This is a genomic window from Collinsella aerofaciens (genome assembly GCF_025289055.1).
GTDB lineage: Bacteria > Actinomycetota > Coriobacteriia > Coriobacteriales > Coriobacteriaceae > Collinsella.
Genome location: NZ_JAESIQ010000004.1, coordinates 35,310 through 57,935 on the forward strand (window position 1 = coordinate 35,310; position 22,626 = coordinate 57,935).

The 22,626-nt window shown below is 57.7% G+C and carries 19 protein-coding genes; 12 read left to right on the forward strand and 7 right to left on the reverse strand.

Going from position 1 to position 22,626, the window contains the following annotated elements:
• Window positions 1-21: 21 nt before the first annotated feature.
• Window positions 22-1,173, reverse strand: a complete 1,152-nt coding sequence (locus JMJ97_RS02100) for a sensor histidine kinase (protein WP_260699000.1) — start codon at window positions 1,171-1,173, stop codon at window positions 22-24.
• Window positions 1,170-1,862 carry a response regulator transcription factor gene (locus JMJ97_RS02105; protein ID WP_260699001.1) on the reverse strand — a complete coding sequence of 231 codons (693 nt, stop codon included), beginning with the start codon at window positions 1,860-1,862 and terminating at the stop codon, window positions 1,170-1,172. The genes JMJ97_RS02100 and JMJ97_RS02105 overlap by 4 nt, the downstream gene beginning before the upstream one ends.
• A 147-nt stretch (window positions 1,863-2,009) precedes the next feature.
• Here JMJ97_RS02105 and JMJ97_RS09715 point away from each other — a divergent pair, with 147 nt between their 5' ends.
• The 5 genes from JMJ97_RS09715 (at window position 2,010) to JMJ97_RS02130 (ending at window position 8,492) form a co-directional block, all read left to right on the forward strand.
• Window positions 2,010-2,081: a CD1871A family CXXC motif-containing protein gene (locus tag JMJ97_RS09715; protein WP_254179316.1), complete on the forward strand. Its 72-nt coding sequence runs from the start codon at window positions 2,010-2,012 to the stop codon at window positions 2,079-2,081.
• Between the two features lie 205 nt (window positions 2,082-2,286).
• Window positions 2,287-2,976: a 4Fe-4S binding protein gene (locus JMJ97_RS02115; protein ID WP_249934446.1), complete on the forward strand. Its 690-nt coding sequence runs from the start codon at window positions 2,287-2,289 to the stop codon at window positions 2,974-2,976.
• A 29-nt stretch (window positions 2,977-3,005) separates the two neighbouring features.
• Entirely contained in the window at window positions 3,006-3,977 is a 972-nt protein-coding gene (locus tag JMJ97_RS02120) for a TlpA family protein disulfide reductase (RefSeq protein WP_260699002.1), read from the forward strand.
• Window positions 3,978-4,230: 253 nt separating this feature from the next.
• Window positions 4,231-7,485: an ABC transporter ATP-binding protein/permease gene (locus JMJ97_RS02125; protein ID WP_260699003.1), complete on the forward strand. Its 3,255-nt coding sequence runs from the start codon at window positions 4,231-4,233 to the stop codon at window positions 7,483-7,485.
• A 53-nt stretch (window positions 7,486-7,538) separates the two neighbouring features.
• Complete coding sequence (locus JMJ97_RS02130) at window positions 7,539-8,492, forward strand: tRNA dihydrouridine synthase (protein ID WP_260699004.1); 954 nt, start codon at window positions 7,539-7,541, stop codon at window positions 8,490-8,492.
• Between the two features lie 171 nt (window positions 8,493-8,663).
• On the opposite strand, the gene JMJ97_RS02135 is transcribed toward JMJ97_RS02130, so the two are convergent.
• Together JMJ97_RS02135 and JMJ97_RS02140 are read right to left on the reverse strand one after the other, a co-directional pair.
• The gene (locus tag JMJ97_RS02135) at window positions 8,664-8,909 is read right to left on the reverse strand and encodes a glutaredoxin family protein (RefSeq protein ID WP_260699005.1); all 246 of its coding nucleotides are present in this window, start codon (window positions 8,907-8,909) and stop codon (window positions 8,664-8,666) included.
• Between the two features lie 51 nt (window positions 8,910-8,960).
• Entirely contained in the window at window positions 8,961-9,788 is an 828-nt protein-coding gene (locus tag JMJ97_RS02140) for a TipAS antibiotic-recognition domain-containing protein (protein ID WP_260699006.1), read from the reverse strand.
• Window positions 9,789-9,929: 141 nt separating this feature from the next.
• Between JMJ97_RS02140 and JMJ97_RS02145 the strand changes: the two genes are divergently transcribed.
• From JMJ97_RS02145 to JMJ97_RS02160, 4 genes are all read left to right on the forward strand, one after another.
• The gene (locus JMJ97_RS02145; protein ID WP_253276064.1) at window positions 9,930-10,667 is read left to right on the forward strand and encodes a tRNA (N6-threonylcarbamoyladenosine(37)-N6)-methyltransferase TrmO; all 738 of its coding nucleotides are present in this window, start codon (window positions 9,930-9,932) and stop codon (window positions 10,665-10,667) included.
• A 112-nt stretch (window positions 10,668-10,779) separates the two neighbouring features.
• Window positions 10,780-11,994: a MalY/PatB family protein gene (locus tag JMJ97_RS02150; protein WP_260699007.1), complete on the forward strand. Its 1,215-nt coding sequence runs from the start codon at window positions 10,780-10,782 to the stop codon at window positions 11,992-11,994.
• A gap of 156 nt (window positions 11,995-12,150) precedes the next feature.
• On the forward strand, window positions 12,151-13,020 hold the full coding sequence (locus JMJ97_RS02155) for a substrate-binding periplasmic protein (protein WP_260699008.1): 870 nt from the start codon (window positions 12,151-12,153) through the stop codon (window positions 13,018-13,020).
• On the forward strand, window positions 13,017-15,209 hold the full coding sequence (locus tag JMJ97_RS02160) for a hybrid sensor histidine kinase/response regulator (RefSeq protein ID WP_260699009.1): 2,193 nt from the start codon (window positions 13,017-13,019) through the stop codon (window positions 15,207-15,209). The genes JMJ97_RS02155 and JMJ97_RS02160 overlap by 4 nt, the downstream gene beginning before the upstream one ends.
• Window positions 15,210-15,279: 70 nt before the next feature.
• On the opposite strand, the gene JMJ97_RS02165 is transcribed toward JMJ97_RS02160, so the two are convergent.
• Both JMJ97_RS02165 and JMJ97_RS02170 read right to left on the reverse strand, forming a co-directional pair.
• Window positions 15,280-15,759, reverse strand: a complete 480-nt coding sequence (locus tag JMJ97_RS02165; RefSeq protein ID WP_117746139.1) for a pyridoxamine 5'-phosphate oxidase family protein — start codon at window positions 15,757-15,759, stop codon at window positions 15,280-15,282.
• Window positions 15,760-15,801: 42 nt separating this feature from the next.
• Window positions 15,802-18,606 (reverse strand): ATP-binding protein, encoded by a 2,805-nt coding sequence (locus tag JMJ97_RS02170; protein ID WP_260699010.1) that lies wholly within the window; start codon window positions 18,604-18,606, stop codon window positions 15,802-15,804.
• A 245-nt stretch (window positions 18,607-18,851) separates the two neighbouring features.
• On the opposite strand from JMJ97_RS02170, the gene JMJ97_RS02175 reads away from it, so the two are divergent.
• The 3 genes from JMJ97_RS02175 (at window position 18,852) to JMJ97_RS02185 (ending at window position 21,276) form a co-directional block, all read left to right on the forward strand.
• Window positions 18,852-19,277, forward strand: a complete 426-nt coding sequence (locus JMJ97_RS02175; RefSeq protein WP_260699011.1) for a potassium channel family protein — start codon at window positions 18,852-18,854, stop codon at window positions 19,275-19,277.
• A 35-nt stretch (window positions 19,278-19,312) separates the two neighbouring features.
• Window positions 19,313-19,846 (forward strand): LOG family protein, encoded by a 534-nt coding sequence (locus JMJ97_RS02180; RefSeq protein ID WP_260699012.1) that lies wholly within the window; start codon window positions 19,313-19,315, stop codon window positions 19,844-19,846.
• 125 nt (window positions 19,847-19,971) lie between these two features.
• A complete protein-coding gene (locus JMJ97_RS02185) occupies window positions 19,972-21,276 on the forward strand; it encodes a chloride channel protein (protein ID WP_260699013.1) in 1,305 nt (434 codons plus the stop codon).
• Window positions 21,277-21,368: 92 nt separating this feature from the next.
• Here JMJ97_RS02185 and JMJ97_RS09580 read toward each other — a convergent pair whose 3' ends face one another.
• Window positions 21,369-22,244 carry an EamA family transporter gene (locus tag JMJ97_RS09580; RefSeq protein ID WP_195625358.1) on the reverse strand — a complete coding sequence of 292 codons (876 nt, stop codon included), beginning with the start codon at window positions 22,242-22,244 and terminating at the stop codon, window positions 21,369-21,371.
• Window positions 22,245-22,626: the final 382 nt, after the last annotated feature.

Here is a 22,626-nt window from a genome sequence, read left to right on the forward strand (position 1 = left end):
CCACTGGGCCTCGTTCTAGTTTTACTGTTCGGTTAACGCTGCAGATCGTTTTGGAAGGCTTACGAGCATGGTGGTTCCGTTCTCGGAACTTGCTTCGACCTCTACCGTGCCACCGTGAAGCGCCACAATCTCCCAAACGAGCGCTAGTCCGAGTCCTGCGCCGCCGTATGCCCTGCTGCGGGATTTGTCTAGACGAAAGAACGGCTGGAAGATGCTCTCTCGGTACTGCTTGGGTATTCCCGGGCCCTCATCTTTGACTCGTAGGAGCACGTGGCTGTCGCTGTCGCTGATGGAGACGTTGACAGTCGAGTCGGTGCGGCTGTAGCGGATAGCGTTTTCGACCAGGTTGAACACCAGCCGGTACAGCAGCGTGTCGCTCCCGATTACTAAAGCGTCTCCGGCGCAATCGAGGGTTACGCCCTTATCCTCGGCAAGTGGCGCAAGGTCGGTGAGGACCTCTTCGGACAAGGGACCAAGTTCCACATTGTCCTCGCAAGGAACGCTGCGGAGCTCACTCATCTCGAGCAATACCTTGGCCATTCGAGACATGCGCTCGGTTTGTTCTTGTAGCAGGCCGAGCAGCTCGGCTGTTTCGGGTTGCAAACCGGAGTGCTCGGAGATGAATAGCTCAATCTGTGCTTGCATAAGGGCGAGCGGGGTGCGCAGCTCGTGTGCGGCGTTGCCGGTAAACTGACGCTGTGCAGAGAATCCTTCGCCAAGACGAGTGATCATGTCGTTGAAAGAGGCGCTGCATCGTTGTAGCTCGGTGGGCACATCTTCATTGAGTCTGATTTCGCTTAGGTTGTCAGGCTGCACACGCTCAACCTGCGCTGCAAAAGCCCGTAGCGGTTTGAGTGCACGGCCGCTCACAAAGTATGCCAGCGCGCCGCCAAGGAGTGTGACTCCAGCCGTGATGTACCAGGCTGTCGTGCCAAAAGACTCCTGTGCGTCGTTTACGACGATCGTGACCTCGTCATCGAGGCTCCCCTTCGTTGGGTCAAACGCCTGAGGTGCATCTACGCCGGCTGCGCTAAGGGCCGAGATGTCACTGCCGATGGCATCCATGTAGCGCATGCCCGTATAGCCGACCAGGCAGTTTGTCAGCACGCATGCTGCACACGTGAGCAGTGCCGTCATAATCGTTATGCGCCATTGCAGCGAAAGCCTTTTCATTCGCTATCCTCCATAACGTAGCCCTCTCCAATCCGATTGCGAATCGGGTCGTATCCCAAAGCGCTGCGTAGCTTTTTGCGGAGTGACGAGATATGAACGCGGGTTGCGTTGCTAAAGCTGTTCACGCTGCTATCCCAAACGTGCTCGATCAGCTCCTCCTGACTTACCGGACGCCCCTGATTAAGCATCAGGTATTCCAAGATTCCCGTTTCCTTGCGCGTAAGAGATAAAGCCTCGCTGTCCACAGAAGCGATGCGCGCCTTGGTGTCAAAGCGGAGCTTTCCGCAGGCTAAAACTATGTCGCTTTGTGTAAAGCGTCTTAGGGTAAGGCTGCGAATCCTTGCCGCAAGCTCGTCCAGATGAAACGGCTTGGTGAGGTAATCGTTGGCGCCGGCATCGAGTCCGGCAACTTTATCGGATACTTCGCCACGTGCGGACAGAATCAGTACCTTGGTCTCGCAATCGGTTTTCCTAAGTTCCCTGAGCACGGTCATGCCATCGATACGGGGAAGGTTGAGGTCGAGCACCACGAGGTCAAAGACTTCGACGTCCAGCAGGTCGAGCGCCTCCCGTCCATCGTGACAGCAGTCGACGCTGTACGCCAAGTTTCGCAAGCTGCGCGCGATTGCATCGCACAGTGCTCGCTCGTCTTCGACGATCAAAATACGCATAACAGTCTCCTTGCACATTCCAAATCGCGCTTAACACGGATTTTATAGTCGATATGGTCCAATGGTCGCGTAACGAAAGGAGTGGTTGGGTTGTTCAAAGCGGTAAAACCCGTGGTACAGGTCGCTTTGTTGATCGTCGGAATTGCCATGGTGTGCTTTGGCGTTATGCGTGGCGAGGCGGATGCCGTGCTGGCCAAAGCGATTAGGCTGTGCTTGGAGTGTATCGGAATTGGATAAAAGAGAAAACACTGCGTCGCATGTTTTGGCCCGATTTCGCGGATTCATTCAGGCGGCGGCAACACTTATTACCAACATTCACCTGCCAAACTTTGCCAAAGGCGGCATCTATCAGGGCGCGGGAAAAACAGTCTGCGTACCTGGACTTAATTGCTATTCGTGCCCCGCGGCATCGGGTGCGTGCCCCATCGGGTCGTTCCAGTCGGTGGTAGGTTCATCCAAGTTCAACTTTTCTTACTATGTTACCGGTACGCTCATTTTGCTCGGCGTGCTGTTGGGACGATTTGTATGCGGCTTTCTTTGTCCGTTTGGCTGGCTTCAGGAGCTGCTTCACAAGATTCCCGGCAAAAAGTTCTCCACGAAAAAGCTTAAGCCGCTCACGTACATCAAGTACGTCGTGCTGCTGTTTGCCGTGGTGCTGCTGCCCGTCTTGGTGGTTAACGACGTGGGCATGGGCGACCCGTTCTTTTGTAAGTACATCTGTCCGCAGGGCGTGCTCGAGGGCGCCATTCCGCTGGCCATTGCCAATGCCGGCATTCGATCTGCGCTGGGACATCTCTTTACTTGGAAACTTGCCGTTCTCATTGCCGTGGTAGTGCTGAGCGTTTTGTTCTACCGCCCCTTCTGCAAATGGATTTGTCCACTCGGCGCATTCTATGCGCTCATGAATAGGGTGTCCTTGTTGGGGATTCAAGTCGATGCATGCAAATGTGTCTCGTGCGGCAAGTGCTCAAAGGTTTGTCAGATGGACGTTGATGTGGTCCGCGCGCCCAATCATGCCGAATGTATCCGGTGCGGAAAGTGCATCGGGGCCTGTCCTGTCGATGCCATCAGCTATCGCTATGGCCTGGATGTGTCGGCGGAAAAGCTTCCCTTGACCGCCGATAAAAAGTAAACAAGCTTCGACAAAACGGAGGAATGACTATGAAGCTTTCTAAGATTGCGGCCCTGTTTATGGTGCCGGTATTGGCCTTGTGCCTTGTGGCATGTTCGGCGCCCGGTGGCAATGCGAGCGAATCTGCGAGCTCCGATCCTAAGATCGCAGAACTCACTGCGCAGAAGCCGGCCAATGCCGACGAGGCCGCCGAGCTGTATGCGAAGCTCATGCAGAAGGAGAACGAGATCTTTTCGAGTGATAACGCGCTGTGGGAAAAGGTATTCAATGCGGCAAATAAAGACTCGGCAATGATTGAGGACGGCAGCAATTACGGCGATTTTCTGCTCAAGACCATCGACGGCGCCAAGGATGAGTTCACGGCGGATGAGCTTAAGACACTCAAGGCCGGTGCACAACAGATCAAGGAGATCGAGGACAAGCTCGAGAGCCTGGAGAAGGAGTTCCCCGGCTGTGGAAGCACGCCGAGTGCAGGCGAGAGCGTCGACGCTTCGACCGCTGGCATGACGGCTGGTGCCAATGCCTCGAGCGAGGCGACGAAGTTTCCCAGCTTTACGGGCAAAGACCTGGATGGCAACGACGTGAGCAGCGACGAGCTGTTCTCTAAGAACAAGGTCACCGTCATGAACTTCTGGTTCACCACTTGCAAGCCGTGCGTGGGTGAGTTGGGCGACCTTGAGGACCTGAATAAGGAGCTTGCCAAGAAGGGCGGCCAGGTCGTGGGCGTCAATTCCTTTACGCTCGATGGCAACAAGGGCGAGATTGCAGATGCCAAGGACGTGCTGAGCAAGAAGGGCGTGACGTATAAGAACATCTGGTTCAAGTCGGATAGCGAGGCCGGTAAGTTTACGTCAAATTTGTTCTCATTCCCGACAACGTATGTCATCGATCAGAATGGAAACATCGTAGGGGATCCCATCGTGGGAGCCATCAGCTCCGCCGAGCAGCGTGCGGCACTCGACAAGCTTATCGACCAGGCGATTGCGAATAGCGAGCAGTAAAAACGTGTAAAGCATGGCGAGGATCGTGTGTCGCTGTGCGAAGTAGTCCGCTACCTTTCAAGATAAACTTCACCATATAGAGGTCCCGCTCGGGACCTCTTCTTTTTGGGCGCCGTCCCGTTCGTTTTTTGGCGTGGTTCTCTACATTCCTCACGGGCGCCGGTAAAAATGGGGATAGAGTAGGACAAACGCGTCGAATACGAACGGCGGGGGAGAGCGGGCGAGCGTGTCCGCGCGGGAGAGGTTACCGTCCATGTTGGAGCTCAAGGATATTTGCAAGCGATACGTTACGCAGTCGTTTACGCAGGTGGCGCTTGACAACGTAAGCCTGTCTTTTCGCGATAACGAGTTCGTGGCCGTTCTGGGCCCTTCGGGGTCGGGCAAAACTACGATGCTCAACGTTATCGGCGGACTGGATCACTTTGATTCTGGCGACCTGCTGATCGATGGCATCTCGACCAAGGACTTTCACGATCGCGATTGGGATGCCTATCGCAACAACCGCATCGGCTTTGTGTTCCAGAGCTATAACCTCATTCCGCATCAGACCATTTTGGAAAACGTGGAGCTGGCGCTCACGCTCACGGGCGTGGGGCATGCCGAGCGCCGCCAGCGTGCGCGCGAGGCGTTGGAGAAAGTCGGCCTGGGCGAGCACGTTAACAAGCGCCCGAGCCAGCTTTCGGGCGGACAGATGCAGCGCGTGGCCATTGCCCGCGCCCTGATCAACGATCCCGAGATTGTGCTGGCAGACGAGCCGACCGGCGCTTTGGATTCAACGACATCCGTACAGGTCATGGATTTGCTCAAGGACGTGGCGCGCGACCGTCTGGTTATTATGGTCACGCACAATCCCGAGCTGGCGTACCAGTACGCCACACGCATCGTCAACCTGGCGGACGGCAAGATCACCGACGATTCCGACCCCTTTGATGTTGCCAAGGCCGCGCGTCGCGAGGCTAAGCCTACGCGCAAAACCTCGATGAGCTTTGTGACGGCGCTGGGGCTTTCTGCCCGAAACCTCATGACCAAGAAGGGCCGCACGGCCATGACGGCCTTTGCGGGCTCGATTGGCATTATCGGTATCGCGGCGATTCTGGCGCTGTCCAATGGCGTAAACGGCTACATCAAAAAGGTCGAGGAGGATACGCTCTCGAGCTACCCGCTCACCATTTCCAAGCAGGATTACGACCTGTCGTCCATGATGGGCGGGCAGGGGGCCACGGATGACGAGGCGTCCAACGGCGAGGATTCGTCCGACGACAGCGCCGGCGGCAAGGCTAAGGGAACCGATAAGATCCCCGTGGTTACGGCCGTAAAGGACATGTTTGCAAGCGTTAAGTCCAACGACATGACGAGCTTTAAGGCATGGCTCGATGCCGGTGGCGACGGCATCGATAAAGAGGTCAACGCCATTCAGTACGGCTACGGTGTGACGCCGGTTGTCTATCGTGCGGGTAAGGGTGACGAGAAACCCGTTCGGCTTGTTCCCAACGCCATGACCGAGGCCATGAGCGGAGGCGCGAGCTCGGCGGCAACGGTGAACATGGAATCCATGGGAACCTCGGTCTTTAACGAGATGATTGACGACCAGAGCCTGCTCGACAGCCAGTACGATGTCGTCGCCGGTCATTGGCCCACGTCTGCCAACGAAGCCGTGATGGTGCTTTCGAGCCGCGGTACGGTGGGCGACTACACGCTCTATAGCATCGGTGCGCTGGATATCGATGAGCTCAACGATCTGGTAAACAGCGCCATGACGGCTGACGGTAAGATTGAGACGCCCGAGACCGGTACCGACTTTACCTACGACGATGCGCTGTCCACGACGTTTAAGGTGCTGTCGCCGGCCGATGCGTATCGCAAAAACGAAGAGACCGGCATATGGACCGACATGTCTGGTGATGCCGACTTTATGGCCGCCAAGGTTGCCGACGGTATCGACGTGCGCATTGTGGGCGTGGTGCGACCTAACGAGACGGCCAACGCGAGCGCATTGTCTCCGGGCATTGCCTATACGCATGCGCTGACTCGCCAGCTTATGGAGCGCGCCGCCGATTCGCAGATTGTGCAGGAGCAACTCGACCACCCCGAGACGGATGTCTTTACGGGCAAAACCTTCGACGAACTGCAAGGCGAGGCCAAGCAAGGCGTGGATCTGGGCAGCATGTTCAGTGTGGACGAGGCGGCGCTCAAGAGCGCGTTCTCGTTTGATGCGTCTGCGCTCTCGGGTGCGGCCGGCGGTATGGACCTTTCTGGCATCGATCTGTCGGGGCTGGACATTGACCTTTCGGGCGTTGGCAAGGACATCGACTTCAGCGACATCATGGCAAAAGCGCCAACCCCAGATTTCTCGGGCGTCTTCGATGGCTTGGAACTTACGCCCGATCAAATGCAGCAGGTGGGAACGCTGGCCAACCAACTGTTTGAGGGCTTTTTGCGGTCTGATCAGTTTAGGGCGCTGTCACCCGAAGACCTTAAAGACGCGTCAAAGCTCGCTGCCGCATTCTCGGCATATCTTGAGCATGATACCGCAGCCCAGCAATACCTGGCTCAATTGAAGGCGCTCGGCGGCGATGCCCTGGCCGAGTGCCTGCAACAGGCGATGACCGACTATGTGCAAAAGCAGCTGGCTCCGTATCTGCAGCAGGCTATGGATCAGGTGATGAAGGCAATCAGCGAGCAGATAGCGTCGACGGTATCGTCCCAGCTCAAGGCGGGCGCAGCGGGGCTTATGGACCAGATGGCGACGCAGATGTCTTCGAGTTTTGCCAACCTGGCGAGCGCCATGCACGTGGATGCGAGCGCCTTTGCTCGTGCCATCCATTTCAACATGGACGCCGAGGACCTGAGTTCGCTCATGATGAGCTATGCCAAGGCTTCGAAGCTCACCTACGACAACAATCTGACCACGTTGGGCTATGCGGATGAGGCAGACCCCATCTCGGTTAAGATTTTTCCGCGCGACTTTGAGGCCAAGGAGCGCGTGCTTGATCACATCGACGCGTACAACAAGCAGGTCAAAGCCTCTGGCCACGATGAACAGGCAATCTCGTACACCGACTACATGGGCATCATCATGGGCTCAGTGACCGACATCGTGAACACCATCAGCTTGGTGCTCATCGCATTCGTGAGTATCAGCCTGGTGGTGAGCTCCATCATGATCGGCATCATCACGTACATCAGCGTGCTGGAGCGCAAAAAGGAGATTGGCATTCTGCGCGCGATTGGCGCGTCGAAGCGTAACGTGGCAAACGTGTTCAACGCCGAGACCTTTATCGAGGGCCTCATTGCCGGCGTCTTTGCTGTTGTCGTCGTGGTGGCCGTGAGCTTCCCGGTCAATGCTTGGGCGCTTGCGGTCAAACAGGTCCCCAACCTAATGAGTCTGCCCGTGCAGGATGCGCTGGTGCTCATTGCAATTTCTGTGTTGCTGACGGTCGTTGCCGGCCTGCTGCCGGCCCGCAGCGCATCCAAGAAGGACCCCGTCGAAGCCCTGCGCTCCGAATAATGCGACAAAGGGACAGTCCCTTTGTCACGTTCGTTGATATGAGAGAAGAGTAGATGATTCTATCGTTGGCCCCCATGGAGGGGATTACCGGGCATGTGTTCCGTCGCGTGCATGCGGAGTGCTTCGGCGCGCTCGATTGCTATTACACGCCGTTTTTGCCGCCGCCGCGGGTGGGAAACCGCTTTGGCGGCAAGGCGTTTAAGGAGATTGATCCTGCCAATAACCAGGGGCTCAACGTGGTGCCTCAGCTGATGTCCAAGAACGCGGACGAGTTTGTGTGGGCGGCACAGGTGCTCGCCGACATGGGCTACCGCGAGGTCAATCTCAACTTGGGTTGCCCTTCGGGAACGGTTGTCGCCAAGGGCAAGGGCTCGGGTTTCTTGCGCAATCTCGACGAGCTCGAGGCGTTCTTAAGCGATGTGTGCGAGCGGTCGCCGTTGCCGGTGTCGGTAAAGACCAGGCTGGGGCTGGAGAATGACGACGAATACGAGCGCGTGCTCGATCTGTATTGCCGCATGCCGTTGGCAGAGCTGATCGTGCATCCGCGCGTACAGAAGGACCGCTATACGGGCTCGCCGCGCAAAGAGTTTTATGGCGAGACACTGGAGCGTGCGCCGTTTCCGGTGGCCTATAACGGCGACATTTTTGATCTTGAGGATATGGACGCGCTGGTGGAGGCCTATCCCGGCACGCGCCATGTGATGTTGGGGCGTGGCCTGCTCGCGAACCCCGCTCTGGCTCGCATGGTCAAGGGCGGCCCTGCTGCAACGGCTGCTGAGCTGCAGCGCTTCCACGACACGCTGTTTGCGGCATATGCAGAAGAGATTGGCGGTAACGCGGTCTTTCGTATGAAGGAGTGGTGGTTCTACGCCAAGTGCGCTTTCGCCGACCCCACTACCGTCCACAAGCTCGTACGTAAGACCAAAAAGGTCGACGAATACCGCGCCGCCGTCGAGCGCGTCTTTCGCGAGCAGCCACTTGCGCCCATAGCCCGCTTCCACGGCTAGCTAGTCATTGGGGACGTTCTTTAACGACTAGTCATTTAAGAACGTCCCCAATGACTACCTCTGCAAAAAACTGTACACCAGCATCCAAAGATGTCGGAAATGGTCGACTTTGGATGCTGGCGTACATGTTTGGGTCGTATAGGTTGGGGCGAGCCGGTCGCAACGCGAGTGTTAGAGTAGGTTCTCCTGTGCCCACGCGATGATGTCGCTCGATTCGTAGAGTGGTTTGCCGTCGATGAACAGGCAGGGAACCTGGCGTTTTCCGCCGACGGCGATGAGTGTCTGCTCGGCTTCGGTATCGGTCGAGATATTGCGCTCGGGAATGGTCACGCCGTTATCGGCAAGGAATCGCTTGACCTTTATGCAATACGGGCAGCCGGTCATAACGTACAGCGCGAGCTCGTGATCAGTAGCCATAGGTCTCCAATCGGTTGAGGTTTTGATTGAAATACCCAAAGCTGCCGCGGTCTATGCGTGAGCCGACGACGACTCGATGGCCTGTACCAGAAACGCCGTGGCTCCGGTGCCGCAGGGCTTGTCGTAGTAGTCGATAAAGCGCTGGTCGGCAAGATAGCCGTGGGCAAGGCCCAGGTACGCTTCGTTCTGGGGCTCGCATCCCCAGTTGAGAGCAATCCAGCGACGATGCATCGCGACAAGCTTGCGAGCCTCGCTTCCGTCCGCATCGCCGTCGCTCATGGCGATCGATAGCTGACCCAGAATTGCGCGTTCAAGTTCTTTCATGTCATTCCATGTCTCGGGATCCATGTCCAGCAGCGCTTCGTTTGCTGCATCGATGGCCTCATCGCCATAGCGCGCCCGCGCTTCGGCTCCGTAGCGCTCCTCGTTTTCCTGCACGGTGCGCCAGCGCTCCAGTTGCGGCAGGACGGCGCCCATGAGCGAGACGGCTTCATCGACCGACATGCCGGTGTTTTGCGCCAGCCGCGGGGCACAATCCTCGATCATCGCCTCCATCGTGGTGTCGTAGGTGTACTTGCCGTGGTCGTAGCACCACTTGCAGTAATGATCGGTCGCGGCGCCCGTGGCATCGGTGCCGCAGTCGTCGGGCGTGAGTATCATGCCGCAGCTCTGGCAATAGTGCTCGGGCATTTCGAGCAGGTGAGACAGGGGCTCGCCGGTCACGGCGGCGATGAGCTTCATCATGTCGATACCTGGGGTGACTTCGCCGCGTTCCCAGCGGCTCACGGCTTGGCGCGTGACGAAGAGCTTGGCGGCGAGCTGCTCCTGGGTAAGGTGATGGACGCGACGGACAGCGATGAGCTTTTCTGCAAAGGCCATAGCGGCTCCTTTCTGCTGGTTGATGGCTTAAGCATACGCGGCGGCAGGTGCCCTTCCAAGCAACCGTTGGTTGCATGACGGGGGACCGCGGCGAAGAATTGCGCGCAGCGTCCCACGCCTCCATGCCGTACAATGACCGGCATGGAACCTATTGCACACATACATACCGACCTGCCGCAGAAGTTCGGTATTCCGCGCAACAGCTTTTTGGCGCCTCATCTGCAGGGACGCATCGTTTTTGAGCCGGAATTTGCCTCCAATGCAGCGGTTGAGGGTCTGGACTCCTTCTCTCACCTGTGGCTGCTGTGGCGTTTTGAAAACGGCACGCCCGGCGGCACGGCTAAGGACATAGCTGCCGATGCCAAGTCGCAGGACAGGTCCGGTACCAACGCAAAATGGTCGAAGACCGTGCGCCCGCCGCGCCTGGGTGGAGCCGAGCGCGTGGGCGTGCTTGCCACGCGCAGTCCGTTTCGCCCTAATCCCATCGGTCTCACCTGCGTTAAGCTCGACCGCGTGGAGCTTACCGACGACGGCCCCATCATCCATGTGCTGGGAGCAGATCTGCGCGACGGCACGCCCATCTACGACATTAAGCCCTACATTCCGTTTGCGGACTGTCACCCGGATGCGACCGGCGGCTGGATTGAGGATGCTCCGTGGCAAGAGCTCGATGTTGAGTTTCCGCAAGCGCTACAGGATATGGTCCCGCCCGCAAAGCTCCCCGGCTTGGTCGAAGTCCTTCGCCAAGACCCACGCCGCGCAGGCAGCAAGCACGAGCCAAACCGCATTTACCACTTGGCTTACGCCGGGCTCGACATATCGTTTACGGTCGATGAAACCCAGCTAACCGTAGTCGCCGTCAACGACGCGCGAGACTAACCAGCCATTCGCCCGCACCCGTCAAATTAAGCGCCAAACCCCGCGCCAAAACCGCCCGTGCTGGTGGACAATAGCGCCTATCGAAACAGTCTACTTTGCACGGGGGTCCAGCATGAAATACGACTTCACTTCAATCATCGACCGCCACGGCATGGACTCCATCGCCGTTGACTCTTGGGGCGAGATCCCCGGTATGGCTCCGAACGCACCCGACGAGGGCTTCGACCGCATCCCCATGTGGGTGGCCGACATGAATTTTGCCACGGTGCCCACGGTCCAGGAACACATCATTCAGCGTGCCCAGCACCCCATGTTTGGCTACTTTAACCCGCGCGCTGAGTACTTCGATCGCATCATCGAATGGCAGAATCGCCGCAATGGCGTCGAAGGTTTGAGCCCTGAACATATCGGCTACGAAAATGGCGTGCTGGGCGGCGTCGTGTCGACGTTGCGCGCGTATGTCCAGCCGGGCGATGCGGTGCTGGTCCACAGCCCCACCTACATTGGCTTTACCAAGTCTATCGAAGCCGCGGGCTATCGCATTGTCCACAGCCCGCTTAAACTCGACGACCAGGGCGTGTGGCGCATGGACTTTGAGGACATGGAGTGCAAACTCGCCCAAAACCACATCCATGCCGCGGTGTTCTGCTCGCCACACAATCCCTGCGGCCGCGTGTGGGAGCGCGACGAGATCGAGCGCGCCATGGACATTTATCGCCAGCACGATTGCGTGGTGATCTCGGACGAGATTTGGTCCGATATCATCCTGCCGGGTCACAAGCATATCCCGACGCAGTCGGTGAGCGAGGATGCCCGCATGCGCACGGTTGCCCTCTATGCGCCCAGCAAGACGTTTAACCTGGCGGGTCTGGTCGGCAGCTACCACATCATCTACAACGAGACGCTGCGCGACCGCATCTGCGCCGTGTCCAACAAGACTCACTACAACGAGATGAACGTCCTCTCCATGCACGCGCTTATCGGTGCCTATCAGCCGCAAGGCTACGAGTGGGTGGACGAGCTCAACCAGGTGCTTGCCGGTAATATCGAGTACTTCTGCAATTACGTGGACGAGCATTTTGAGGGCGTGTCCTATTCGCGTCCGCAGGGCACGTACATGGTGTTTCTGGGCTGCACCGAGTGGTGCCGCGAGCATGGCCGCGATATTCAGTGGTTGCTCGACGAGGGGGCGCGCGTGGGCGTGGGGTATCAGGACGGCCGCCCGTTCCACGGGCCCTGCCACATTCGCGTGAATCTGGCGCTGCCGCTTTCGCGCGTAAGGGAAGCGTGCGACCGCTTGGACCGCTACGTTTTTAATGCACGGTAAGTGAGCACTGCATGCGGGGCCTTCTGCCAAGCCGGCTGGAAGGTCCCGCATGGTAAAACGTCTGTAACCATTGGGCGCTCGAGTGGTTTTGTTTGCTATTTTGTTTGCTATTATTTTTTACCATTTCAGTCTGTAAACAGGATCGTCTGGAGCTCGATGAAAAGACCCCGTCGCTCGGTTGCCATTTCGTTGTTTGTTGCGCTTGCAGTGGCGAGCGCCTTTGTCGTAGCGATGGCCGGCTGTTCCGGGTCGAATGGCAGAGCCTCGACGTCTGTATTAGAAGGTCTGGACGCCTCGCAAGTCAAAGACGACAATCTTAAGACGCTCAACGTCGGCAGCGACCTCTATCCACCGTTTGTGTATACCGACGAGTACGGCGATATCGTTGGCCTGGACGTCGAGATATTGACCGAGGCTTTGGCCCGCATTGGTTACAAGCCAAAGTACCAGCTGATCGACTGGGAAAAGAAGAAAGAGCTGCTGGCGAGCGGCGAGCTCGATTGCGTCATGGGCAGCTTTAGCATGACGGGTCGCGAAAACGAGTATCGTTGGGCCGGCCCGTACCTTGCGAGCCGCCAGGTGGTCGCGGTCGATCCCCAGAGCGATATCTACACGCTTGCCGATCTTGAGGATAAGATCGTGGCGGTTCAGTCCACCACCAAGCCCGAGGGCATTTTGCTCAATCGCACAAATGAAAACGTTCCGCAGATCAAGGAACTCTACTGCTTTTCGGACCGTTCATGCCTGAACCCCGCGCTCACCGAGGGTCTGGTCGATGCCATCGCCGCACATGAGCCCTTACTGCTCACCTACGAAAAGGACTATGGTATGACGTATCGTATTCTGGATGAGCCGCTGCTAGAGGTCGGTTTGGGCACCGCTTTCGATATCAACGATACGCGCGGCATCGACGTTAAGCTCACTCATGCCTACCAAGAAATGCTTGCCGATGGCACCATGGAACGCCTGGTGTCAAAGTACTTTGATGACCCTTCGCCATTTTTGAATATGGAGGGCCTGTCATGATCGATGCGCCCGACAACGCCGTAGAGGAGCGGGACAATCGTTCGGCAGGGGCATGGCTCCTTGTCGCTCTGCTGGGGATAGTGCTCTCGGTTGCTGCCGGCATGATGAGCTACGGTTACATGACGGCCCAAGCCGAGCAGCGCTTTGCCGACGTTGTCGATTACGTGGCGACGCAGAGCCTTTCCTACGATGCATTCAATAGCGCCTATACGACCAAAAACCTGATACGCGTTATGGAGATTGCCGGAGAGGCAGCGCGCGATATGGAGCGCGACGGTTCGGTGGATAACACAAGGCTGGAGCTATATGCCGACCAGTTCAACGTGAGCGCACTGATCGTGACGGACGCATCGGGCAATTTGGTGTCTGAGTCCTCGACGGATGGCGTGGGCTACGAGTCGCTTGCTACGTATCTCAAGGAAGCACCCGTGCTGGAGGTGGCAACTCATCCGCTTAAGTCCTATACCGCCCGCATCACGCTTGCGGATGATTCGGTCGCAGACATTGGCTGCGTGACTCGGCAGGATGGCGAGGGCATCGTTATCGCGGTAAGGCATCAGAGCGCGAAGGCGGTTGCAAGCAATACACTCAAACTGCAGAGTTTGCTCGAAGGCTATGAAACCATCGATAGCGGCAATATCGTGATCGAAAGCGACGGCAAGGTCGTTGCGACCAATGCCGTTGAACCCACTGTATTGGGCGTATTCGATCTGCCTGCGACGGACGTCTTCATTGTCGACGGTATTAAGGATCGATGCCTGGCCGGTAAGGTCAAATTGATTAACGCCGACGGCGAGTGGTATTTGGGCACATTTGGAAAAGCGCACAAATTCTATGTGTACACCTATGCTCCGGCGCGGCGTTACTTTGAGGTTGTCGCGGCTGTTGCTGCCGGCGTGCTGGCGCTCTACAGCGGTTTTATAGCCGTTGTTGTGATGGTGCGTCGCCGCGCTGATCGCCGACGTTTGACGGACTTGCTGCAGCAGGAGCGCGACTATGGCGACAAGCTGGCAAAGGCGGCGCGTGAGGCCTCGTCTGCCAATTCGGCAAAGACGGAGTTTTTGCGCCGCATGAGCCACGATCTGCGCACGCCTATCAACGGCATTCGCGGCATGGTCGAGGTTGGCGATGCCAATGCGGACGATCTGCAAAAGCAGACTGAGTGCCGCTCAAAAATCTGGACGGCATCGGGACTGCTGCTCGACCTCGCCAACGAGGCACTCGATATGAGTCGCCTGGAGAGCGGGCAGGTCGACCTGAACCTCGTACCCACAAATTTGGTGGCACTCAACTGTGAAGTGCGCGATATTCTGGAGCGCCAGGCCGAGGAACGTCTGGTGACAATTATCTGCGACCAGCAGACGCTTGATCATCCCTATGCACGGGTGAGCGTGACGCACCTCAAGCGCTTGTTGCTCAATATTGCCGGCAATGCCGTCAAGTACAACCGCCGGGGCGGTTGTGTTCGCCTGGTGTGCCGCGAGGTGGAGCCAACGGATGGCGTCCCCGTCTATGAATACACGATCGCCGACAACGGTATTGGCATGAGCGAGGAGTTCCAACAGCACCTCTACGAGCCGTTTTGCCGCGAGGAGCAGCGGGTGGAAGGTGCTTCGTCGGGAACTGGCCTGGGCGCGCCTATCGCAAAACAGCTGGTCGAGCTTATGGGCGGAACCATGAGCTTTACGAGCGTCTTGGGGCAGGGGACGACGTTTACCATCCGCCTGCCGTTCGAGAAATGCAAGCGCTCCGAGATTCCTCAGGCAGTGCGCGTGGATGCGGGTGATGGCGATGCGCTCCAGGGCTTGCGCGTTTTGCTCGTAGAGGATAACGATCTGAATGCCGAGATCGCGCAGTTTACACTCAGCCGTGCCGGTGCCGTCGTGACGCATGCTAAGGATGGCGAGTCTGCCGTTGAGGCGTTTGCCGCGAGCGCACCGCACGAGTACGACGTGGTGTTGATGGACATCATGATGCCTGGCATCGATGGCCTTGAGGCCACGCGTCGGATTCGAGCACTCGATCGCGAGGATGCCGCGACCACGCCGATTATCGCCGTGAGTGCCAACGCCTTTGCCGACGACCGCAGACTTTCGCGCGAGGCGGGCATGGACGCGCACCTGAGTAAACCCGTGAGCTCGCAAGAGCTCGTCGAGGCGCTTGCGCACATAGCTGCCGACGCTTCATAAGCATATGGCCCGGTTCCAAGGTGGGTTGGAACCGGGCCATATTGCTATTTGTGAGTTTTGCTTTTGAGGCTTACTTTTCTTGAATCTGCTTGCCGCAGAGATGCTCAATCGTAATCTCGTAGAGCTGGACGCCCTTAATGTCCTTGGCGATTTCCTCTTCGACCTCCTCGGCAGAAGGGTAGTACTTAAGCGCGAGCTGGCGGACTTTATCCTCGATAAACGCGGGGGTGTCATTCGCCAGGCGACAGCGGCCAAAGACCACGGTACTCATAACGTAGGGAGCCCAGTCACCGTCCTTGTACCACTCGTTGCCGTAAACGGTAAAGCAGACCTTGTCATCGCGCTTGAGTGCGTCGACCTTGTGGCCGGCCTTGGCGCCATGGAAATAAATCTTGTCGTGCTCGGCGTCAAAGAAGTAGTTGACGGGAATGGCGTACGGGTAGCCATCGTCGCCGTTGACGGCAAAGACGCCGCGCTTGCAGGTAGCGAGCAGTTCGCGCGCTTCCTCGTCGGTGATGGCGCGTTTCTTTCGACGTAAGGGCCTAAACATCGTTGGCTTCCTTTCTGGTCGTGCGTGGTGGTTGAGCACAAACTATAGCGAAACGGATCCGTTTTTCTTGATGCGGGCGAGTATGTTTTTGAGCTTGTTAAAGTCGAGCGGTTTGGACAGATGGGCGTTCATGCCGGCGTCGTGTGCCGCCTTGGCGTCCTCGGCAAAGGCATTGGCGGTGAGCGCGATGATGGGAATGTCGGCTGCATCGACCTTCTCGCTCAGGCGAATCGCGCGGGTCGCCTCATAGCCGTCCATGTCCGGCATCATAATGTCCATCAGAATGGCATCGAAGCTGCCGGCGGGACGGCCAACGTATAGGTCGACCGCTTCGTTGCCATCGGCGGCGCGAGTTACGACAATGCCTTCGCTTTCGAGCAGCGCCTGGGCAATCTCGGCATTGAGCTCGTTATCTTCTGCCAAAAGAACGTTCATGCCGGCAAGCGAGCAGCTGTCTGTTTGCTCGTCCGCGCGTTCTCTTGCCTGAGGGTCTTTGTCGATATCGAGCGGAATCTGGACGTTGAACGTACTCCCCACGCCAACCTCACTCGAAATCTCAATCGTGCCGCCCATCAGTTCAATAAGCGACTTGACGATTGGCATGCCCATGCCGGTTCCTTGGAACTTGCTGCGCGCATCGTCACCTTCTTGGGCAAACGGCTCATAGATATGCTTTAAAAACTTGGGAGTCATACCAATGCCGGTGTCCGAAACGCTAAAGCAAAAGAGAGCGCGCCCGTTATCGAGTGGCTTGGTCTTTGAGCTAAAGGTGACGGAGCCGCCGTGCTTGTTGTACTTAATGCTGTTGTCTAACAGGTTGATCATGATCTGTCGGATATGGGTGGGACTGCCGATCATGTATGGCCCCGTGGCGTACGGCAGACTATTGTCCTGCATTGTGATGCCGTTACTGGACGCGCGGAGCTTGCACAGCACCAGTGTATCGTCACAGAGCTCTTTGAGGTTAAAAGGCGTATGCTCCAGTGTTAGCTTGCGGTCTTCGATTTTGCCCATCTCGAGGATGTCGTTGATCAGCGAGAGCAGGTGATTGGCGGCAACGCGCGCCTTGGCACGGCTCTCGCGGGCGACCTGGATATCGCCTTCCTTCAATTCCTCGATCTCGATAAGGCCCAGGATGCCGTTGAGCGGCGTACGGATGTCGTGGCTCATGCGCGTGAGGAATGCTGTCTTAGCGGCGTTGGCAGCATCGGCTTTTTTGCGCTCGGTCCGAGCGCGTACGAGCGCCCAGATGAGCAGGACGATGCCGACCGACAACACACCGATGAGGGCAGCTGCAACGGCGGCACGGTTGCGATAAAGGAATTGAAGGGTGTTGGATTCCTGGGCCGTGTACGACGTGGAGGAGTAATTGCTTGCGGAGAGCGATTCTCCGGCATTGATGATGCCCTTGTTGATGATTCCCAGCAGCTCGGGCCTTCCGCGCGAAATCCAGCACGAGAGCTCGCAGGTGTCAGGGAGCTCGGCCGTCTCGCAGTTCTCGAGATCATAACGGTCGCCGATGGTTTTTACGCGTGAACTGGGGGCGAGGATGCAGTGCACCGTTCCCTTCCTGAGGGCGTCGAACGCTTCATCGTCGGATTGGCATTCGGTCACGGTCGCTGTGGGGAACAGACTTTCGAGTACATTTCGGTTGATAAACGATGATTTGGTACAGGCGATGTTCTGAAGGTCTTTGTTCAGGTTGCTTCCGGTGTGGATGGCGGTGAGGGTTGTGGTCCCCAACGATATCGACTGCACAACGCCTGATTGCTCGGCAAACCAGTAATCTCGGTATACCGGCAGCGCAACGTCGATGCTTCCCTTTGACAAGGCCTTTGACATCATCTTGTAGTTATCAAAGGCGACGGTTTTGACCGTAATGCCAAATTTATCGTGCAACGTCGTCGCAAGCGATGCGAGCGAACCTTCCATTTTGCCATCTTCGTCTTCGTTGCAGTAGGGGAGTTTGCCCGTAATGTAGCCGAGCGTGATGGTGTTGTCATTTGCTTCGAGCCAGGAACGTTCGGGGCCGTTGAGCGATGATGAACCGCTGTTTTGGGCCGAGTAGTTAGATTTGACTTCGTCGATATAGCGTGGGTTGACGCGGGCGATTGCCGACATGGCGGCATTGATGTCGTCCCTTAGGTCGGGGCGGCTTTTGGGGACGGCAAAGTAGTAGTCGCTCGAACCAACGTAGAACATGGGTGACGCATCGGGCGACGAGAGCGTGTCGTTCATGATGATGGCGTCGACCTCGCCGTTTGTGAGCGCGCCAAAGAGGGCGCCGCCAGTGTCGATTTCTTTATAGGTGCAGGTAATGCCTTCGTTGGCGAGCCACTGCTGGCCAACGAAGGTTTGCATAACGTCGGGGTTGTAGCCGATGGTAAGGCCTTGGAGCGCTTGGGGGTCGCCCTTGGCCAGATCGTCGCGATCGGGCTTGGCGTAGATGTAGTAGCGCTCGGTGCCCTCGGGGTTCGAGGAAAAGAGCAGCTTTTGGGCGCGTTCCTCGGAGTAGGAGATGTTGGGCATGAGGTCGATCTCGCCTGCCTCGAGCATGTCCATAAGCTCGGTGAAGGTGCCGGAGACGTATTCGTACCGCCAGCCGGGCGTGTAGTACGACAGGGTCTGGAGGTACTCGTAGCCCCATCCCGAAAGACGCTCCCCGGGGGTGCCGTTCTGGAAGCCTTCGCTGTTGACGAGCCAACCAACGCGGACCGTCTTGACTGGCTGACTAGAGTCATCGGCAAAAGCCTGGACAGGCGCGATAGAACTCAGCACGACAAGCGCGGCAAGCACAACGGCCAGGGCGCGATATATAACTGAACGAAGGACAGTGGCGGCTCTCACATGCAATCCTAACGAATCGAGACATTACCGCATAAGGATACCAGCTCAACCTGCCCAGTCGGCAGCTGCACCGCTAAACGCTCCCGCCCGGCAGTCATTGGGGACGTTCTTAAACGACTAGTCATCGGGGACGTTCTTGTTTGACTAGTCATTTAAGAACGTCCCCAATGACTAGTTTCGTTTGCGGGGGAGGCGTGGGACAATACCGAGCGAACGTGATTGGGCGTCTGGGAAAAGGGGTCGCGATGAACAAGTTGAGGACGCTTGCCGACGTGTTGCGCCAGGCTGGCTTTGCGCGCATCACGGGCCTGTTTCTTATCTTCTATCTGCTGTGCTCGACGGCCGTTTGGCTGTCCGAGCCCACGACCCTCACGTTTGGCGATGGCCTGTGGTTTAGCTTTGAGACGGTCTCGACCATCGGCTTTGGTGACATTCCGGCCGAGACACCGGTTGCCCGCGCCATTACCGTCATTCTGAGCGTCATCAGCATCTTCTACATCGCCATGCTCACGGGCGTGGCGGTGAACTACTGCAATACGCTTATCAAGATGCGTCAAAAGGACACCATGGCACGCTTTATGGATGATCTGGAGCATTTGGAAGAGCTCGATCACGACGAGCTTGCCGATCTTTCGCGTCGCGTGCGCGAGTATCGTCGACGCCAGCGCTAAGACGAACGTCGTGCGCCACAACAGGGGGGGCAAATATGAACATCACCGTGTATCTGGGCGCCAACGCTGGCAATGACCCGGTGTTTCTGCCTGCAGTGCGAGAGCTCGGCACGTGGATTGGCTCCAACGGCCACGCGCTGGTATACGGCGGCTCCAAGTCGGGCCTGATGGGTGCGCTCGCCGATAGCGTACTCGAGGCGGGTGGACACGTGACGGGTGTTGAGCCGAGCTTTTTTATCGAGGCAGAGTTTCAACATGACGGTATCGATGACCTCATCGTGACGAGCGATATGGCGGAGCGCAAGGCCAAGATGATTGAGCTCGGCGATGCGTTCATCGCCTTTCCCGGTGGGACGGGCACGCTCGAGGAGATTGCCGAGGTCATGTCCGCGGTGTCGTTGGGACACCTGAGTGCTCCGTGCATCCTGTATAACCTGGACGGTTACTACAACGACCTCAAGGCGCTGCTCGAGCACATGATTGATAAGGGCCTATCGAGCCCGCGGCGCCAGCACGGCATCTACTTTGCCGACGATTTGCGCGAGATTGCCTCGATTATCAACGGATAAGTCTTGAGCCTGCCCCACTATGGCTCCCAATGGTGCCGTTCGCGGCGTGGATGGTTAGCTTGTCTGGGCAACGCTCGCTCTACAATAAAACGTATCTATGTCGACTTTGACCGCGGGAGGACCCGATGGATAACCTTGCCAAACCCACAAACCGCGCGCTATTTTTAGTTAGCGTTGCCGTGACCGGTGCGTTCGCAGGTGCCGCGGTCTGGCTGTTCTTTTTTGCGATGGAGCACGGTATCGACTATCTATGGACCGAGATTCCGCACGCGCTGGGCGTCTCTTCGCCCGAGCTTGCCAGCGGCCCGTTTGGCTTTTTGCCGTACCCGTTTTTTGTCTGCCTGCTGGGCGGCCTGTTAATCGGTCTATACGAAAAGATGACAGGCACCAAGACCGATGACCTCAACCAGGTGATGGCTAAGGTTAAGCAAGACGGGCGCTACCCGTACGACAACCTGGGCAAGCTTTCGCTCGCGGCATTGCTGCCGCTGCTGTTTGGCGGAAGCATTGGACCGGAGGCCGGCCTGACCGGCGTTATCGCTGGTCTGTGCAGCTGGGTCGGCGACCGCATGCGTCGCTTTGGCGCCGAGTTTAGGGAGCTTACGCTGTTGGGCACTCAGGCCGCGCTGACGGCGCTCTTTACCGCGCCCGTCTTTGGCTTTGTGGCACCGCTTGCCGGTAGCGCCGACGACCAGGGCGAAGACGCCGACGATGAGTCCGCGTCCGGCGAGATCACCATCAAGCTGCCCAAGGCGCAAAAGACGGTGGTCTACGGCATTGCGATTGCCGGCGGTCTGGGCACCTACCTACTGCTTGGCCAGCTTGTGGGCGGCGGCATGGGCATGCCCAGGTTCGAGTCCGCCGAGGTGGGCAACCTGGAACTTGCCTGGCTCATTCCGCTGGCGATGGTCGGCACCGTATGCGGCTGGCTGTACTTTGTCTCCGAGCACGCAAGCGAGGCACTGTCCCATGCAATAGGGGAGCGCCCTGTCGTCAAGGCCATGCTGGCCGGTCTGGCGCTCGCCATCTGCGGCACGGTCCTGCCCTACACCATGTTTGCCGGCGAGACCCAGGCCGACGTGCTCATGGAAACCTATCTGACCATTCCCGCCGGCGTGCTTATCGCGACCGGTCTTGTCAAGGCCATGCTGACCCCCGCCCTCATCAACCTTGGTTGGCGCGGCGGCCACTTCTTCCCGGTTATCTTCTCGGGCGTAAGCCTGGGCTATGGCCTGGCCATCCTCACCGGCGCAGATCCGGTCTTTTGCGTCGCCGTCTGCACGGCATCGACGATGGGCGCCGTCATGCGCCAACCCGTTATGGTCGTGGGCTTGTTGCTCATGTGCTTCCCGCTCAAAGGCATCGTCTGTATGATCATCGCCGCCGTCATCGCCGCCGGCATTCCGCTGCCCAAGTCGCTGCGCAAGTAGCACGGTGGCGCACGGTCGATACAAGCACCCTAGGCCCGGTGTGGCGCTGTGTCATGGATTTGCGAGCGCCTAGATCTCGCTCGGAATCGGCGCTATTTCCAAACCGCGAGCGCGGCGGTGCCCAGTACGATGAGGGCGAGACCGATAGCGCTGCGTCGCGAGACTTTTTCGTTGAATGCCAGGCGCGCAAATAGTACCGATACGACAATCGATAGTTTGTCGATCTGCACCACGACGCTCACCTGGCCTGTGGCGATGGCGTAGTAGTATAGCAGCCACGATGCGCCAGTCGCAATGCCCGATGCCGCGAGAAATACGAGTTCATAGCGGTCTACGTGCACGGCTTGGCCCATCTTGCCTTTAGCTGCCACGATTGCCCATGCCATAACCAGTACCACACAGGTACGGATTGCCGTGGCCAGGCTGGATTCGACGCCTTCGATGCCAGCCTTGGCAAGGATGGACGTGAGCGCCGCGAACACGGCGGCGCCGAGGGCGTAAGCGAGCCAGGTCCGGTCTTGCTGCTGCTCGGGTCCGGCAGACTGCTTCTTCTCGATCATTAAAAACGTGCCGAGGGTGATGACAGCGGTTCCCACGAGCTTAACCGCAAGGTTGCTCGTCTCGCCAAAAAGTACGATGGCGATCAGTGCGGCGAGTACGGTGCTCATCTTGTCGACCGGTACGACCTTATTGACGTCTCCGATGCCCAACGCCTTAAAGTAACAGATCCACGAAGCACCGGTAGCGAGTCCCGAGAGGACGAGAAAGAGCCAGGATCTGGGTTCGATGCTGCCGATGGTTCCAATGGATCCAGAAATGCCCGCCATTGCCCAGGCGAAAACGAGCACCACGCAGGTGCGAATGGCCGTCGCGACATCGGAGTCGGTCTGCTTGATGCCGCATTTGGCCAGGATAGATGTGATGCCGGCAAAGAAAGCCGACACAAATGCTGCTGCGACCCACGACACGGGTGAAATGCCTCCCCAAAGAACGACCGCGCCAGATTTACGGCGCTCGTCCGATGATACCGTCCCGCCATGAAGCTTTGATATCGCTGTGGTGAGACAGGGGCCATAGTTCGAGAGGGCATTTGGTTAAGGCTCGAATCGAAGGTGAATGGTTTTCCGCGAAGTGAACGAGTAAATCTGGACCCCTGGAACATGCACACTTTTTTCGAACAAAACTGCAGGATTCTTAGACAAAAACCGCAGGAATTGAGTCCTTAAAAATGTCGATGCTACAGGGCACTGTTTTTACTCGTTCACTTCTCGGAAAAGTATTCACCTTCGATATGCTGACGGTGTCTTTTTGGTTGCCAAGAACTAGACGGCCTGCTGTGAGGGGCGGTGG

Bases quoted from the DNA above. Each gene is read 5' to 3' on its own strand.
- JMJ97_RS02100 (WP_260699000.1), bottom strand. From the start codon at position 1,173: ATGAAAAGGCTTTCGCTGCAATGGCGCATAACGATTATGACGGCACTG.
- JMJ97_RS02105 (WP_260699001.1), bottom strand. From the start codon at position 1,862: ATGTGCAAGGAGACTGTTATGCGTATTTTGATCGTCGAAGACGAGCGA.
- JMJ97_RS02120 (WP_260699002.1), top strand. From the start codon at position 3,006: ATGAAGCTTTCTAAGATTGCGGCCCTGTTTATGGTGCCGGTATTGGCC.
- JMJ97_RS02125 (WP_260699003.1), top strand. From the start codon at position 4,231: ATGTTGGAGCTCAAGGATATTTGCAAGCGATACGTTACGCAGTCGTTT.
- JMJ97_RS02130 (WP_260699004.1), top strand. From the start codon at position 7,539: ATGATTCTATCGTTGGCCCCCATGGAGGGGATTACCGGGCATGTGTTC.
- JMJ97_RS02135 (WP_260699005.1), bottom strand. From the start codon at position 8,909: ATGGCTACTGATCACGAGCTCGCGCTGTACGTTATGACCGGCTGCCCG.
- JMJ97_RS02140 (WP_260699006.1), bottom strand. From the start codon at position 9,788: ATGGCCTTTGCAGAAAAGCTCATCGCTGTCCGTCGCGTCCATCACCTT.
- JMJ97_RS02145 (WP_253276064.1), top strand. From the start codon at position 9,930: ATGGAACCTATTGCACACATACATACCGACCTGCCGCAGAAGTTCGGT.
- JMJ97_RS02150 (WP_260699007.1), top strand. From the start codon at position 10,780: ATGAAATACGACTTCACTTCAATCATCGACCGCCACGGCATGGACTCC.
- JMJ97_RS02155 (WP_260699008.1), top strand. From the start codon at position 12,151: ATGAAAAGACCCCGTCGCTCGGTTGCCATTTCGTTGTTTGTTGCGCTT.
- JMJ97_RS02160 (WP_260699009.1), top strand. From the start codon at position 13,017: ATGATCGATGCGCCCGACAACGCCGTAGAGGAGCGGGACAATCGTTCG.
- JMJ97_RS02165 (WP_117746139.1), bottom strand. From the start codon at position 15,759: ATGTTTAGGCCCTTACGTCGAAAGAAACGCGCCATCACCGACGAGGAA.
- JMJ97_RS02175 (WP_260699011.1), top strand. From the start codon at position 18,852: ATGAACAAGTTGAGGACGCTTGCCGACGTGTTGCGCCAGGCTGGCTTT.
- JMJ97_RS02180 (WP_260699012.1), top strand. From the start codon at position 19,313: ATGAACATCACCGTGTATCTGGGCGCCAACGCTGGCAATGACCCGGTG.
- JMJ97_RS02185 (WP_260699013.1), top strand. From the start codon at position 19,972: ATGGATAACCTTGCCAAACCCACAAACCGCGCGCTATTTTTAGTTAGC.